14 protein-coding genes are annotated in these 15,173 nt (G+C 36.9%); 10 read left to right on the top strand and 4 right to left on the bottom strand.

The genetic code is table 11. The annotated features are described in order from the left end of the window. On the bottom strand, positions 1-786 hold a 786-nt coding region (locus tag CQ058_RS32380), incomplete at its 3' end, for a cell wall anchor protein (RefSeq protein ID WP_105590000.1). Positions 787-1,019: 233 nt separating this feature from the next. On the opposite strand from CQ058_RS32380, the gene CQ058_RS23315 reads away from it, so the two are divergent. The 7 genes from CQ058_RS23315 (at position 1,020) to CQ058_RS23285 (ending at position 7,604) form a co-directional block, all read left to right on the top strand. Next, on the top strand, positions 1,020-1,898 hold the full coding sequence (locus tag CQ058_RS23315; protein ID WP_002191826.1) for an ROK family protein: 879 nt from the start codon (positions 1,020-1,022) through the stop codon (positions 1,896-1,898). A 128-nt stretch (positions 1,899-2,026) separates the two neighbouring features. After that, positions 2,027-2,623: a TerD family protein gene (locus CQ058_RS23310; RefSeq protein WP_002029589.1), complete on the top strand. Its 597-nt coding sequence runs from the start codon at positions 2,027-2,029 to the stop codon at positions 2,621-2,623. Between the two features lie 23 nt (positions 2,624-2,646). Beyond that, positions 2,647-3,231 (top strand): TerD family protein, encoded by a 585-nt coding sequence (locus CQ058_RS23305; RefSeq protein ID WP_002124998.1) that lies wholly within the window; start codon positions 2,647-2,649, stop codon positions 3,229-3,231. A gap of 80 nt (positions 3,232-3,311) precedes the next feature. Beyond that, positions 3,312-3,890, top strand: a complete 579-nt coding sequence (locus tag CQ058_RS23300) for a TerD family protein (protein ID WP_002010227.1) — start codon at positions 3,312-3,314, stop codon at positions 3,888-3,890. 73 nt (positions 3,891-3,963) lie between these two features. Beyond that, complete coding sequence (locus tag CQ058_RS23295) at positions 3,964-4,761, top strand: TerC family protein (RefSeq protein ID WP_002191827.1); 798 nt, start codon at positions 3,964-3,966, stop codon at positions 4,759-4,761. Positions 4,762-4,871: 110 nt separating this feature from the next. Further along, entirely contained in the window at positions 4,872-6,503 is a 1,632-nt protein-coding gene (locus tag CQ058_RS23290) for a YceG family protein (RefSeq protein ID WP_002191828.1), read from the top strand. Positions 6,504-6,521: 18 nt separating this feature from the next. Continuing rightward, positions 6,522-7,604 (top strand): toxic anion resistance protein, encoded by a 1,083-nt coding sequence (locus CQ058_RS23285; RefSeq protein ID WP_002029585.1) that lies wholly within the window; start codon positions 6,522-6,524, stop codon positions 7,602-7,604. 34 nt (positions 7,605-7,638) lie between these two features. On the opposite strand, the gene CQ058_RS23280 is transcribed toward CQ058_RS23285, so the two are convergent. Continuing rightward, complete coding sequence (locus CQ058_RS23280; protein ID WP_002193391.1) at positions 7,639-10,305, bottom strand: cation-translocating P-type ATPase; 2,667 nt, start codon at positions 10,303-10,305, stop codon at positions 7,639-7,641. A gap of 192 nt (positions 10,306-10,497) precedes the next feature. Beyond that, positions 10,498-10,722 carry a DUF1128 domain-containing protein gene (locus tag CQ058_RS23275; RefSeq protein ID WP_002010236.1) on the bottom strand — a complete coding sequence of 75 codons (225 nt, stop codon included), beginning with the start codon at positions 10,720-10,722 and terminating at the stop codon, positions 10,498-10,500. Positions 10,723-10,899: 177 nt separating this feature from the next. On the opposite strand from CQ058_RS23275, the gene CQ058_RS23270 reads away from it, so the two are divergent. From CQ058_RS23270 to CQ058_RS23260, 3 genes are read left to right on the top strand one after another with little or no spacing between them, the layout of a single operon-like run. Then, positions 10,900-11,364, top strand: a complete 465-nt coding sequence (locus CQ058_RS23270) for a low molecular weight protein-tyrosine-phosphatase (protein ID WP_002140258.1) — start codon at positions 10,900-10,902, stop codon at positions 11,362-11,364. Positions 11,365-11,417: 53 nt separating this feature from the next. Continuing rightward, positions 11,418-11,933 carry a DUF4075 domain-containing protein gene (locus CQ058_RS23265; RefSeq protein WP_002191833.1) on the top strand — a complete coding sequence of 172 codons (516 nt, stop codon included), beginning with the start codon at positions 11,418-11,420 and terminating at the stop codon, positions 11,931-11,933. Between the two features lie 5 nt (positions 11,934-11,938). Continuing rightward, positions 11,939-12,808, top strand: a complete 870-nt coding sequence (locus CQ058_RS23260; protein WP_002063656.1) for a YihY/virulence factor BrkB family protein — start codon at positions 11,939-11,941, stop codon at positions 12,806-12,808. A gap of 182 nt (positions 12,809-12,990) precedes the next feature. Here the strand turns inward: CQ058_RS23260 and CQ058_RS23250 are convergent, their stop codons facing one another. Beyond that, positions 12,991-14,652, bottom strand: a complete 1,662-nt coding sequence (locus CQ058_RS23250) for a heavy metal translocating P-type ATPase (protein ID WP_427304007.1) — start codon at positions 14,650-14,652, stop codon at positions 12,991-12,993. Between the last annotated feature and the right edge of the window lie 521 nt (positions 14,653-15,173).

Raw genomic sequence — 15,173 nt, 5'->3', positions numbered from 1 at the left:
ACCAGAACCGTTGCCACCAGAACCGTTGCCACCAGAACCGTTGCCACCAGAACCACTGCCACCAGAACCACTGCCACCAGAACCGTTGCCACCAGAACCGTTGCCACCAGAACCGTTGCCACCAGAACCATTGCCACCAGAGCCATTGTCACCAGAACCACTGCCACCAGAACCGTTGCCACCAGAGCCGTTACCGCCAGAACCACTGCCACCAGAGCCACTGCCACCAGAGCCATTGCCACCAGAACCACTGCCACCAGAGCCACTGCCGTCAGAACCGTTGCCACCAGAACCACTGCCACCAGAACCGTTGCCACCAGAACCGTTGCTACCAGAACCATTGCCGTCAGAACCGTTGCCACCAGAGCCATTGCCACCAGAACCACTGCCACCAGAGCCATTGCCACCAGAACCACTGCCACCAGAACCACTGCCACCAGAACCACTGCCACCAGAACCATTGCCGCCAGAACCGTTGCCGCCAGAACCATTGCCGCCAGAACCGTTGCCGCCAGAACCGTTGCCGTCAGAACCACTGCCGCCAGAACCACTGCCACCAGAACCATTGCCGCCAGAACCGTTGCCATCAGAACCACTGTCGTCCTGAGAACCATTGTTTCCTGGAGGTTTATTATTATCTTTTGAATTACCTTCTGCTAAAGTATCGTTATTTTGTACAATAGCGTTTGTGATTGGATGGAAGTTTTCAGTTGCAGCATTACCAATATTTAAGCCGCTAAAAAAGGATAAAGAAAGTGTTGATGCTAAAATGAAGATTTTTGTCATTGTTTTCCTCCTGAAGAAAAAATTATTGTTCCATCTAAAATACACCCCTTTGTAATATTTCATAGGAAAAAGAGTTTTATGCAAAAAAACTATATATAGAAAAAGGGAGGGCACTGAACAAGTCCACTTCATAAGAAAAAGGAGGTGTATTTCTAAAGGGAGAAAAGAGTTAATGTGAATATAGTAGAGTGATGGAGAATTTACACTCATAATAGTAGAGGAAGTGGTAACGGATGAAAGAGTATATTGCATTTGATATTGGTGGTACGCAAATTAAATATGGAATTGTTTCAGAAATAGGGGTAGTACTAATACATAAAAAGGTCCCAACAGAAATTCACTTGGGCGGGGAACAAATTGTTCAAAAGCTTATATATTTATCAAAAAAGTTAATGACTGAACATACTATTTCCGGAATTGGTATTAGTACAGCGGGAATTGTTGATATTGATAAAGGAGTTATAACGGGAGGTGTGGATCATATTCCGCGTTATGCTAATATTTCTATTGTTGAGAGACTACAAGAAGTATTAAAAGTTCCTGTATCTATTGAAAATGATGTTAATTGTGCGGCCTTAGGCGAGAAATGGAAAGGTACAGGGAGGGGAGAAAGCGATTTTATTATGCTTACGCTTGGAACGGGCATTGGTGGAGCAATTGTTATAAATGGGGAGTTATACCGTGGACATTCGTTTGGCGCTGGGGAATGGGGGAACATGTTAATAGAAGGGAATACTTTTGAGGAGGTTGCCTCAATTTCGGGATTAATTCATCTCGTACGAAGATATAAAGGTGAAAAGGAGTGGGATGGTAAAACAATTTTCGAATTATATGATAAGGGTGATAGCAGTGTTATTCAAGCCGTGAAGATTTTCTTTAAACATTTGGCGATTGGAATTAGTAACCTTGCTTATATTTTTAATCCGAAAATGATTATTATTGGTGGGGGAATTACTGAAAGAGGAGATGATTTTTTAAATGAAGTGAAGGAAGAGATAGGAACATACTTAAATCAAGATATTTATAGTAATTGTGAGATTAAACTTGCGCAAAGCGGCAATTGTGCAGGAATGATTGGTTCGATTTACCACTTATTACATCAGTATAAATAAATATAGTATCTGTTTTCATATAATTGAGAATTTATCCTTTTTCTCATTAGATAAATAATGCTACAATATAAGAGGAGAATACAATGTTTTCCGATTTGGAAAATGCTTTGTAGAAAGGAAGAAACTTCATGCCTATTATTTTAGAAAAAGGACAAAAGATTGATTTAACAAAAGGACAACCGAGAGTAGCGAAACTGCAGGTTGGCTTAGGCTGGGATCCAATTGGGCAATCAGGTGGGTTTCTGTCTTCTTTATTTGGAAGTAAACCAAGTGTAGATTGTGATGCATCTGTTGTTATGTTAGAAGGGGATCGTTTTTTAAACAAAAATGATCTAGTTTACTTCGGCAACAAACTTTCTACTTGTGGTAGTATCATTCATTCAGGAGATAATTTAACAGGTGAAGGCGCTGGTGACGACGAAACAATTTTCGTAGAATTACATAAAGTTCCGAGCCGTATTAATCGTTTAGTATTCGTTGTAAATATTTATGACTGTGTAAATCGTCGTCAAGATTTTGGGATGATTCGCAATGCATATATTCGTATTCAAAACCCACAAACAGGTGAAGAATTAGCACGTTATAACTTGTCAGATAATTACGCTGGCAAAATGACTTTAATTGCAGGGGAAATGTATCGAGACGGAAACGAATGGAAGTTTTCAGCAGTTGGAGAAGGAACACAAGATAAAAACTTAAGTGAGATTGTATCACGTTACCAATAAGATAAACCAAGGAGGAATTGTATATGGCATCAATTTCATTGAAAAAAGGACAAAAGGTAGACTTAACAAAAACAAATCCAGGTCTTTCGAAAGTTCTTGTAGGACTTGGTTGGGATACGAATCGTTATGACGGACAAAGCGATTTCGATTTAGATGTTAGTATCTTCTTAGTAGGTGCTAACGGTAAAGTTTCAGGAGCAGAGGATTTCGTCTTCTATAATAATCCAAAAGGTGCGAATGGTGCTGTAGAGCATTTAGGAGATAACCGTACAGGTGCAGGTGAAGGCGACGATGAAACAATTAAAATAGACTTAAAAAATGTTCCTGCACATATCGAGCGTATTTGCTTCACAATCACAATTTATGATGGAGAAGGCCGTAGCCAAAACTTCGGACAAGTTTCTAACTCTTTCGTACGCATTATGGATGAAGAAAAGAATGCAGAATTAATTCGTTACGATTTAGGAGAAGATTTCTCTATTGAAACTGCAGTAGTAGTAAGTGAATTATACCGTCACGCAGGTGAATGGAAATTCAATGCAATCGGAAGTGGATTCCAAGGTGGATTAGGTTCTCTATGTAATAACTTTGGTTTAGATGTAGAGTAATAGATTTATATATCCATCGGTGAAACGCGTATTTACTGATGGATATATTTTTTGAAATTAAAATATAGAGGTGAAAATATATGGTTATTCAATTGCAAAAAGGACAGAAAATAGATTTAGCTAAAACAAGCCCAGGTTTATCAAGAGCAGTAATTGGTCTTGGATGGGATATTAAATCTTATGATGGTGGATCTGATTTCGATTTAGATGCATCTGCCTTTTTATTAGATGCGAACGGGAAATGTACGAAGGAAACTGATTTTATTTTCTATAATAATTTACAGTCTCCTTGTGAATCAGTTTTACATACAGGAGATAACCGTACAGGTGCAGGTGACGGTGATGATGAGCAACTTGTTGTCGATTTGAAAAAGGTTCCAGCAGATGTTCATAAAATTGCTATTACAGTTACAATTTATGATGGAGAAGGCCGTAATCAAAACTTTGGACAGGTTGCAAATGCATTCGTGCGTTTAGCAAATGAAGAAACAAACGAAGAAGTTCTTCGTTTTGATTTAGGGGAAGATTTCTCCATTGAAACAGCAGTTGTCTTTTGTGAATTATATCGTCATAATGGACAGTGGAAGTTTAGTGCAGTAGGAAGTGGATTCCAAGGTGGATTAGGTGCGCTTGTAAGAGCGTATGGCTTGGATGCATAAGAAGGGAAACGGTATTCGTTTCCTTTTTTTGACCTTTCTATAAATCTAGCAAAGAATAGGGGATAAAGGTAAGATGAGTATTTTGCAAGGAATCCTTGATACGTATGCTCAGTTTTTCGACTTGGACATGTGGATTAAAGTGTTACAAGATCCAGTATCTTGGGGGTTAATAGGTACACTTGTTGTACTTGAAGGGTTATTATCTGCTGACAATGCACTTGTGTTAGCGGTAATGGTAAAACATCTTCCAGAAGAAAAACGAAAAAAAGCATTATTCTATGGACTTATTGGAGCTTATGTATTCCGTTTTATTGCAATTGGAATCGGAATGTTCTTAATTAAATTGGCATGGGTAAAAGTGTTAGGTGCGCTTTACTTAGCTTGGCTGTCAATTAAATATTTCATTGATAAAAGAAAAGGCACTTCAGAAGAAGAAGAAGAAGAAGCCCATGGTATGAACCAAAATAGTATTCTCTTCAGAATGTTCGGTGTTTTCTGGGGGACGGTTGCGATGGTTGAATTAATGGATATCGCATTCTCTGTAGATAGTGTACTTGCTGCGTTTGGTGTATCGAATGAAGTTTGGATTTTACTATTAGGTGGAATGCTCGGTATTTTAATGATGCGCGGTATTGCTGGCGTATTCTTAAAATTGTTAGAGCGTATTCCAGAACTTGAAACGACAGCATATATTTTAATCTTAATTATTGCAGCAAAAATGCTACTGTCTGTCATTCATATTGAGGTAAGTCATACGCTGTTCTTTATTATTTTAGTTATAGCGTTTGGAGCAACATTTATACTTCACTACATGAAGAATTCTGGACAAGCTAAAGAAGAAGTTGCAGCTACTAAAAATGAACATAAATAGTTGAAATGGGTTTGCTCGTTATGCGAGCGCCCATTTTTTATAACTAGAAATAGTTTATAATAGAAGAGAGACTTTATAAAAAACGTAAATGTTTTTGGAGGTGAACTGTTGTGTTTTCACGTTTTACACTTCAACCATATGCATTAAAAGATGAATCAGATTTAAAGCAATTTGAAGCGCTTTTAGAAAAACGTCCACAATATGAACTGACAGAGAATGAGATGAAATTTAGTTATATAGCAAGTCGCATTCTTGGTGTTCCGAATGATGTAGATGAATATTTCAATGAACTATTTGATTATAATGAAGCAAAAGGGATCGAGGTTTTGCATGAACAAAATTTAAATAAGGTGATTGATCCCGAAAAACTGCGCCATATTCAAGAAGTTTTTGCATTACATCAAGAAGCGCCGAATGGACTTACAGTAAATAGGCTTGTAGCACATTTGTCTGGAAAACAACTATTACCGCAAGTAGACAATCCTGATTTACAGCATTATATACATACGACGTTTATTTCTGTATTGAAATTGTATGAGAAACAACATAATCAATCTTTAAAAACAGAAGGATTCCGGCGTTTCTTAATCGATATGATTAAATTAAGTGAAAATTACGTAGCGAAGTGGTTCTCTACGATTAATTATAAGAAACAAATGCCGCGTATCGTTTGGTACGGTGATGCGACGGAGAGTCGTATATATTTCTTATACTTTCTTATTATGCTCGGCTGCGATGTGCTTTATTATCACCCAGAAGGAAAAGATGGATTTGAGAGTGTAGATGAGGAAGGAAAGACCTTTGTCGTATCTCATTCAGGCCGTATTTCATTGGAACCATTTCCTGATCGGCGTCGTGAACGCGTCGCAACGGTAGCTTATCAAGCTTCAAAAGAAATCGAGCAAGTACTTCACCACGATAATTCATTATTATACAAACCGTGGCAATTCCGTTCGTATACACCTGTAGCCCGTACGCTCAAAACGACGTACGATGAACTCTTTTTAATTACGAAAGAAAAGGCATTTGTACGTCCAACATTCTTTGTTGAAAATAAGCATATTTATATTCCTTCTTTATTTGCAAAAATATCAGGTGTTTCAAAGAATGATAAAGAATATTTTCAGCGACTAAAGGCTGTTACATCATTTGATAACAGTTTCTTGATTAATACATTCCCGTTCACGAAAGAACAAAAAGCGAATTTCCAATATCATTATCGAGATGCATTGGACCGCGGGGGAAAGTTACATCCGGATTTAATTATGAACAGCCATTGGTGGCCGCATAAGCGTTTACCAGAAGGATTACAACATGGTATTGCAGAAGCAATCATCCATACGTGCGAAAGTGAAATGTGTAAACCAATTGCGAAAGAGACGAAACAAGATGTAGCACTGTATGTTTTCGCACAACTCTCTCAAATACCACCGAACATTTTAGAGCAGCTTGAGAAATTTGATTATTCGCAAGAAGTACCGAAAATTGTTATATTTAATAATGAGAAGAGCGGAGAATTAAGTCGTTCTGATGCTGTGTTATTACTATTTTTAAATCAAATTGGAGTAGATGTATTCCACTTTAATCCAACGGGGAGAAACGATATTGAACCGTATATTGAATCAGGAGCATTTGATTCACATTGGCTTGAAGAAGTTAATTTCGATCTTGAATTTCATGGTTCATCAGCCTATAAAAATTTATCACAAACAATAAAAGGACTATTTCGTCCATTTTTATAAGGAAAGGGAGAATACCATATGAATAACCCAGTCGTACTAGATTCGAAAACAGAATTGAATGAGCAAACCGCACAAGATGTTCGCTTGCAACTTAGACAAGATGCAGAAGTGCAACGTATTTATAACGCAGTAGACATTAAAGACCAATTAGAATTAATTGAACTCGGAAAAGAACCTTCTATGGAAATTTCACGTTTCGCTGATCAAATTTTACATACAATGTCTTTATCGAAAGTAGAAGACTCTGGTGAATTATTAAAGCAGCTTGGTAAAATTATGGACAGATTTGATAGTAAAGACTTTGCGGAAGAGAAAAGTGGTTTCTTCTCACGTATGTTCAAAAAAGCAGATAAAATGATTGAACAAATCTTTAGTAAGTATCAGACGATGGGTCGCGAAATGGATAAAGTATACGTAGAAATTACGAAGTATCAAGATGAAATGAAAAAATCAATTGGTACGTTAGATGGTTTATATGAGCAAAACTTAAAGTATTATTTAGACTTAGAAAAATACGTAGTAGCAGGGGAAATGTTATTAGAGCGTTTAAATACAGAGTTAGTTCCGATGTACGAAGAGCGCATACGTAATAATGATCAGTTAGCGGGGATTGAATTAGAATCGCTTAAAAACTCTGTTGAAATTTTAGAACAACGTATTGATGATTTAGAAAAAGCACGTATGGTTGCTCTATTAACGGCACCACAAATTCGTATGATTCAACGCGGTAACAATAAATTAATCGGTAAAATCAATACAGCATTTATTACAACGATTCCTATCTTTAAAAATGGTATCATTCAAGCGGTAAATGCGAAACGTCAAAAGCTTGTTGCGGACTCTATGGCTGAACTTGATCGCCGTACAAATGAATTACTTAAGAAAAATGCACAAAATATCGCAACTCAGAGTGTGGAAGTAGCGAGATTATCAGGTTCTTCTAGTATTAAGATGGAAACACTTGAGGAAACTTGGAACATTATTTCAAGAGGTATGCAAGAAACACAACAAATTGAAGAGCAAAATAAACGTGAGCGTGAAGAAAGTCGTAAGCGTATGGCTACATTAACAGAGAACATCAAAAAAGAATTACAAGGATAAAGAAAAGGCAATGAGGAACAGTCCTCATTGCCTTTTAGTTTCTCTTAACTAATTTAATGATTTCATTCACAACAAGCGGAATGATACTTAACAAGAGAACAAATCCCCAATCTCGCATTGTTAATGCATGCACACCGAATATATTGGCAAGAGGTGGGATGGAGATGATACACACTTGCATAAGAACACCGATTAGAAGTGAGAAGACTAAATATTTATTTGTAAATATCCCAATTGAAAAAATTGATTTCGTTCTTGAACGTAAGTTAAATGAATGAACGAGTTGAGAGAAACTAAGAACGACAAATGCCATCGTTTGAGCGTGTAATAGCGCGTCTTCATCAATTTGCTCTGGGAAGAGAGGCAATAAATTTGTATCTCCTGTATAGAGCTTTGCCCCAACGATAAAGGCTGTTAAAGTAAGAAGTCCAATTACAACCCCATTGAAAATAAGAAAAGGAACGCTGCCGCTAAATAAGCTTTCTTTCGCATGTCGTGGTTTTTCCTTCATCACATCTGGATCTTCAGGATCAACACCGAGTGATAATGCAGGCAGTGTATCTGTAATTAAATTTACCCACAAAATGTGAATAGGGCGTAGTGGTGTTGCCCAGCCGAGTAAAATAGCTAAAAAGAGAGCTATAATTTCGCCGAAGTTACAAGAAAGTAGGAAGAGAATAGACTTTTTAATATTACGATAAATATTTCTTCCTTCTTCAACAGCTTTCACAATAGATGAGAAGTTATCATCTGTTAAAACTACATCTGCTGCGCCTTTTGCGACATCTGTTCCTGTAATTCCCATTGCTACTCCAACATCTGCTTGTTTTAAAGATGGAGCATCATTTACACCGTCACCAGTCATGGAAACGATATTTCCTTTAGCACGTAATGCTTTTATAATCTTCACTTTATGTTCTGGAGAGACCCTAGCGAATACATTTAAGTGATTAATTTTACTTGCTAGTTCTGTATCTGGAATGTTATCTAATTCAGTTCCAATCATGATTTCAGATATTTCTTCAGCAATGCCAAGTTCTTTGGCAATTGCAAAGGCGGTATCCTTATGATCACCCGTAATCATAACTGTGCGAATACCAGCCTTTTTACATTCTGTAATTGAATCTTTTACTTCTGTACGTGGTGGATCAATCATACCGACAAGACCGATAAAGATGAGATTTTCTTCGAGATGATTTATATCCATATCGTTTAAATCGTATCGTTTATATGCGAATGAAAGTACTCTTAAGGCTTCTTGCGACATTGACCCGGCAGCTTCTAATATTTGATTTTTACCAGAATCTTTTAGGACCTCAAGTTTATTATTTATAAAGATATGGGTACAGTGAGGTAAAAGTTTATCAATAGCACCTTTCGTCATGCTATAGTAGCCTTCATCGTACGTATGTACAGTTGACATCATTTTACGATCAGAATCGAAAGGCAATTCGTTAACACGTTCATGTTTATTTTCTAAATGATCTTTTTGAATGTTAAAAGAGCTTCCGGCAACAAGAAGGGCAATTTCTGTAGGATCCCCTGTTTGTGAGTCGGCACCGTAAGAGGCATCGTTGCATAAAACCATATTTTCTAATAATAGACGGTGTGCATCATTATTTACATTCAAATTTTCTAGCTGGTCGTAGGTGCGATCACTATAAAAGTGAGTAACGGTCATTTTATTTTGAGTTAATGTACCTGTTTTATCTGAACAAATAATTGTGACAGAACCGAGAGCTTCAACAGCGGGTAGTTTACGAATGATAACGTTTTGTTTAATCATACGCTGAACACCAATTGCAAGAACGATGGAAACGATAGCTGGTAAGCCTTCTGGAATGGCTGCAACAGCTAAACTAATTGCGGTCATAAACATTTCTAACGTATCCCGGCCCTGTAAAAAACCGATGAGAAACATAGTAGTGCAAATAGCTACAGCGACAAATCCTAAATATTTTCCTACTTGTGCTAAGCTTTTTTGAAGTGGTGTCATATCATCGTCTGCTTCATGTAAAAGGGTAGCGATCTTGCCAATTTGTGAATGCATCCCAGTTTCAACAGCAACACCGATGCCACGTCCGTATGTTACTAACGTCGACATAAAGGCCATGTTTTTTTGATCACCTAATGGTACTTGCTCATCATTTTGCATGGAAGGGTGGTAGACTGCATCTTTATCGACAGGGACAGATTCACCAGTTAGAGCAGATTCTTCAATTTTTAAATTCGCAGTTTCGATAAGTCGTAAATCGCAGGGGATATACCGCCCAGCATCAAGCATAACGATATCACCTGGAACGACGTGCTCAGATGGAATCTCTTTTAGTTCACCATCTCGCTTTACGATAGCTTTAGGTGTTGCCATCTTTTTCAATGCTTCTAAAGCCTGTTCCGCTTTCGATTCTTGGATTACACCGATAACAGCATTTAAAACTACAACGAGCGCGATAATACTTGCATCAGCCCATTCACCTACAAAGGCGGAAATAAGGGACGCGATAATAAGGACATATACGAGGACGTCATTAATTTGGGCGAAAACGCGCTGCCATAAAGTACGTTTTTGTTTGGTAGCTAATTCATTATAACCATATTGCTTTAAACGTTCATTTACGATTTTATCTGTTAAACCGTGTTGTTCATTTGTTTCTAGGTCGATTAATGTTTGATTTTTCGTCTTACTGTACCAATTGCTCATAAGTAAGCACCTCCAGTAAAAACAGTTAGCAATGGTAGTGTGGCAATTTTTTTAGAGTAGTATGTATGGAGAAAAAATCTAAGGTGAGGTTCTACTTTCATTGTACAGTAATTTAGAATGAGAGGAGGAAAAGAGAAGAGTTGTCATGAATTTGTTGAAATTAAAAGAGCCTCGAATACGTGAGGCTCTTTGTTATTTTTTAATTAATGTACCTAATTCCTCAGTAATAGCTTGCATTTCACTAATACTGAATGTTTCACGTTTCATAACGTGCTCATAAATGTCACGTAAGTCCTCGTACATTTCTTCGTTAAAACTAGCAGCTCTCATTGCTCCAGCATTAACCATGCGTAATTTTTCTTTAATAGCTTCTACCATATATTCAACGTTTGCTTCTGATTTTACGGATAAATCCACCGAAGTGTCCCCCTTTAAAATAACATAAGGTTATCTTAACATTTTTTTATCATTTTCGTTAATGAAACTTTTCAATCCTATTAAATTAGTAGGGATTTCCTTTATAATTAATAATTGGTTGTTTATACTATATAAGTATATAGTAAGAAATGCACCAAGAAGGGAAGAAACAAAAATATGGTCCGAGTATTGTTTGTTTGTCTTGGGAACATTTGTCGTTCTCCAATGGCAGAAGCAATTTTTCGGGATCTTGTCGTAAAAGAGGGACTCGAAGAGAAAATTGTCATTGATTCTGCAGGAACTGGAGATTGGCATATTGGTCATCCGCCACATAAAGGAACAAAAAAAATTTTAAAAGAAAATGAAGTCTCTTTTGAAGGAATTAAAGCACGGCAAGTAGAAAAAGAAGACTTAACAAAGTTTGATTATATTATTGCCATGGACAACAAGAATATAGCGGATTTAAAAAGTTTTGGTAAAACTGAAGGCTATATTGGTAGACTGTCCGATTTTGTTCCAGACGGTGGCTGGACAGACGTTCCTGACCCTTACTTTACAGGGAACTTCCAAGAAGTGTATGACCTTGTAACAGAAGGGTGTGCAAAGCTAGTAGCTTTCATTCGAAATGAACAAGGAATATGAGGAAGCTTAGAAAGTAATACTTTCTAATATAAGAAATGAAAGGGTGAAGGAATATGGCAAAGAAAAATAATATTGCTCGAAACATTGCGATTGGTGTAGCTGCAGGTGTAGCTGTATCTATGTTAAAGAAAGAAAACCGTGAAAAAGTAAAAAACACAGCAGAAAAAGCAAAAACAAAGATGATTGAAATTGGTGAAAATTCGAAGATAAAAGAAAAAGTGCAAACTGTTACAGATAAAGGACGCGAACTTGCTGATTTCAATGTAGTAAAAGCGAAAGTAGCAGAAATCAAAAAATTGACGCCGTCTGTTGTAGAAACGTTAAAAGAGACGAAAGAAATTTTTAGTAAGAGAAAAGTTGTGCCAGTAGAAAAGCCGGAAACGATTGAAATTCAAGCTGTATCTCCAAAGGTAGATGAGCTTAAAGCAGAAGAAGAGCCAGTAGTAGCTGAAGATGGTGGTATGAAAGAAGCGCGTGAATTATTTATGAAGGACTCAAATGCAGAGGAAAAAAAAACTGAAGCATACATTGAGCTAAAGCAAAATAAAGAAGAGAAGAAAAGCGTCTAAAAAATATGAGGAAATTTCTAGAAAAAGCAAAAAGAAATCGCACCTTTTCGTTTGGGAAAGATTTATATGACCGGACGATGCGCGATGATGTAGCGGGCTTAGCAGCACAGCTCGCTTATTTCTTCTTGCTTGCGATTTTCCCTGGGCTTGTTTTCTTAATTACGCTTCTTGGCTTTATTGACCTTCAAACAGAAAGTGTGCTCAATTTATTAGAACCGTACGTACCAGAAGATGCGATGAACTTAATTGAAGTAAACGTAGATAAAGTTGTAAACGAACAAAATGGTGGTTTATTATCATTCGGTTTACTATCGATGTTATGGTTTGCTTCAAACGGGGTGAATGCGGTTATGAACGCTTTTAACCGCGCTTATGATGTAACAGAAACCCGTTCCTTTATTAAAACAAGAGCTTTATCTATCGTGTTCACGTTAGCGATAATTTTTATGATTGTGTTTGCACTAATCGTCCCAGTATTTGGACAAGTGATTGGGGCAGCCGTGTTTAAAGCAATTGGTTTATCGGATAGTTTTTCTTATGTTTGGAGTATTACGCGTTTAGTAGCAAGTTTCTTTGTCTTAATCGCTTTGTTTAGCTTTTTATATACATTTGCGCCTGATCGGAAATTAAAGCGAAGAGAAGTCATATCGGGAGCAATATTTGCTACTGTAGGATGGATTGTGGTATCGTACTCATTTGCCTATTATGTAGATAAATTTGCAAATTACGCTAATACATATGGTGGTCTCGGTGGTATCATTATTTTAATGTTATGGTTTTACTTAACTGCGTGGGTAATTTTACTTGGCGGTGAAATTAATGGTTTACTCCATCATTATAGAACGGGTGACAATAATTCCCGTAATGAAAAATGAGCTCTTGTTCCATAATAAAAGGGAACAGGGGGGATATTTCATGAGTAATAATAAAAAGAACCACAATAATAAAAGTAATAATAAACAAAAGAGCAGTTCGCATCCAAAGCATAAAACGAGCAGTAGTGCGAACGGTCACAATAGCTACCATTAAAAAAAACGGGTCCTTTATCAGGGACCCGTTACTTATTTCCTTTTAATAATCGTAAGCCATTCAAGATTACAAGAATGGTACTTCCTTCATGTCCAATAACACCGAATGGAAGAGCTAAAAACTGCAAGAAATTAGAACAAATCAGCATTGCAATGACAGCTAAAGAGAAGATAACGTTTTGCTTCACAATACGGTTCATTCGTTTTGATAAACGGATTGCTTGAGAGAGACGAGATAATTCGTTTTTCATAAGAACAACGTCTGCAGTCTCTAATGCTACGTCTGTTCCTTCACCCATTGCAACACCAATACTAGAAGTAGCGAGTGCAGGTGCATCGTTTATACCATCTCCAACCATGGCGACTATGCCGTACTTTTCTTTTAACTGCTTTATCGTTTCAACTTTTGTTTCCGGTAAACATGATGCGTAATATTCTTTTATATTACTTTCATTGGCAATTGCTTTTGCTGTTTCTTCATTATCACCAGTAATCATGATTGCTTCGACACCAATGCTTTGCAAATCACGAATAGCCGCTATCGTTTCTTGGCGAAGGGTATCTTTTAAAGCGATCAGTCCAAGAATACCATCCTCATCACTAATATAAACGACAGTTTTCCCCTCTTTTTCAAGTGAAGCAGAAATGCCATTATGAAATGTCTTTGTTTCTTCTCCAATAAAATCAGCTTTACCAATTTTATAAGATTTGTTTTCTAATATTCCTTTTAATCCAAAACCAGTTACATCTTCAACGTTTTCTGGTTTTTTTATCGTAATGTCGTAAGCATGTTTTGCATATTTAACAATCGCTTCTGCTAAAGGATGTGTAGAGTGACTTTCAATCGCTGCTGTAATAGAAAGTACTTCACTTTCTGCTATGCCTTCTCGAACATATACATCTGTTACAGTAGGTTTTCCTTGTGTTAATGTTCCTGTTTTATCAAAGGCAATCGCCTTTACTGAAGCTAGACGTTCTAAATGAATACCACCTTTAAAGAGAATACCGTTTCTCGCTCCGTTTGAAATTGCTGATAAAGTTGCCGGTGTAATGGCTGCAACTAGCGCACAAGGAGAAGCGACTACAAGTAAAATCATCGCGCGATAAAACGTTTCATTCCAACTCCAATCAAGTAAGAAATGAGGAACAAACATCATAAGCGCAACAACAAGTAGTACACCTTTTACGTATGTTCCTTCAAATTTTTCGATGAATAGTTGTGATGGGGATTTTTCGCTTTGTGCACTTTGAACGAGACGAATAATCTTTTGGAATAATGTTTGATCGCTCGGCTTCGTAATTTTAACTTCAATAGCACCACGTAAATTTACAGTGCCGGCAAATACTTCATCGCCGAATTTTTTCTCATTCGGAATGGGTTCTCCTGTAATAGCAGCTTCATCAATATTTGTTTCACCAGTATGAATTGTGCCATCAGCAGGAACACGCTCACCTGGCTTAATTAAAATAATATCGTTAATTTGTAATTGTTCAACTGGAACACGTTCCTCAATTCCGTTTGAAATACGTAATGCTTCTTCAGGTTGTAGATCAAGAAGCGCTGAAATTTCTTTTTGGCTTTTACTTAATGTATAAGATTCCATTGCTCCGCTTAATGCAAAGATGAAGATTAAAATAGCACCCTCTGCCCAGTAACCAATAACTGCGGCACCGATAGCTGCAAAAATCATGAGCATTTCAACATTTAGCTCTTTCTCTTCAATTGTGTCTTCAATACCTTCTTTCGCTTTTGCAAATCCTCCAATTACATAAGCAAGGATATATAAAGTAATACCTGCACTTATTGCATTATTTTTTGTGAATAACCAACCAGCTAAAATAAAAATACCAGATGCGATTGCAAATATAAGTTCATAATGTTTCTTTAATGTATCCCATAAAGAGGGATTAGAAATATCTTTTTGTGCTTGTAATGTTTTTACTTCTGCGTTCATTAATACTCGCTCCTTCCGAATTCTTATTGAGAAAAAGAATCAAAATCGAAACCCCTATAAAACGACGAAAGCTGCCATCCATAATGGATAGCAGCATTTCTGTTGAATCTGATTTTAATAGTTATTATATTGTAATTATTCTATAGTATAGCATATGTTTTTCTTAGATGATATGTTTTTGTTTTAGTATAAAGTGAAACTTTAATTAGTGGGGGTTTTGTTCATCCCACGCTGATTATTAGCCCTCGCCAATCGGG

This window comes from Bacillus sp. MYb56, assembly GCF_002976445.1.
Taxonomy (GTDB): domain Bacteria; phylum Bacillota; class Bacilli; order Bacillales; family Bacillaceae_G; genus Bacillus_A; species Bacillus_A mycoides.
The sequence above is the reverse complement of the archived record's forward strand: the minus strand, read 5'-3'. Positions and strand labels throughout refer to the sequence as shown.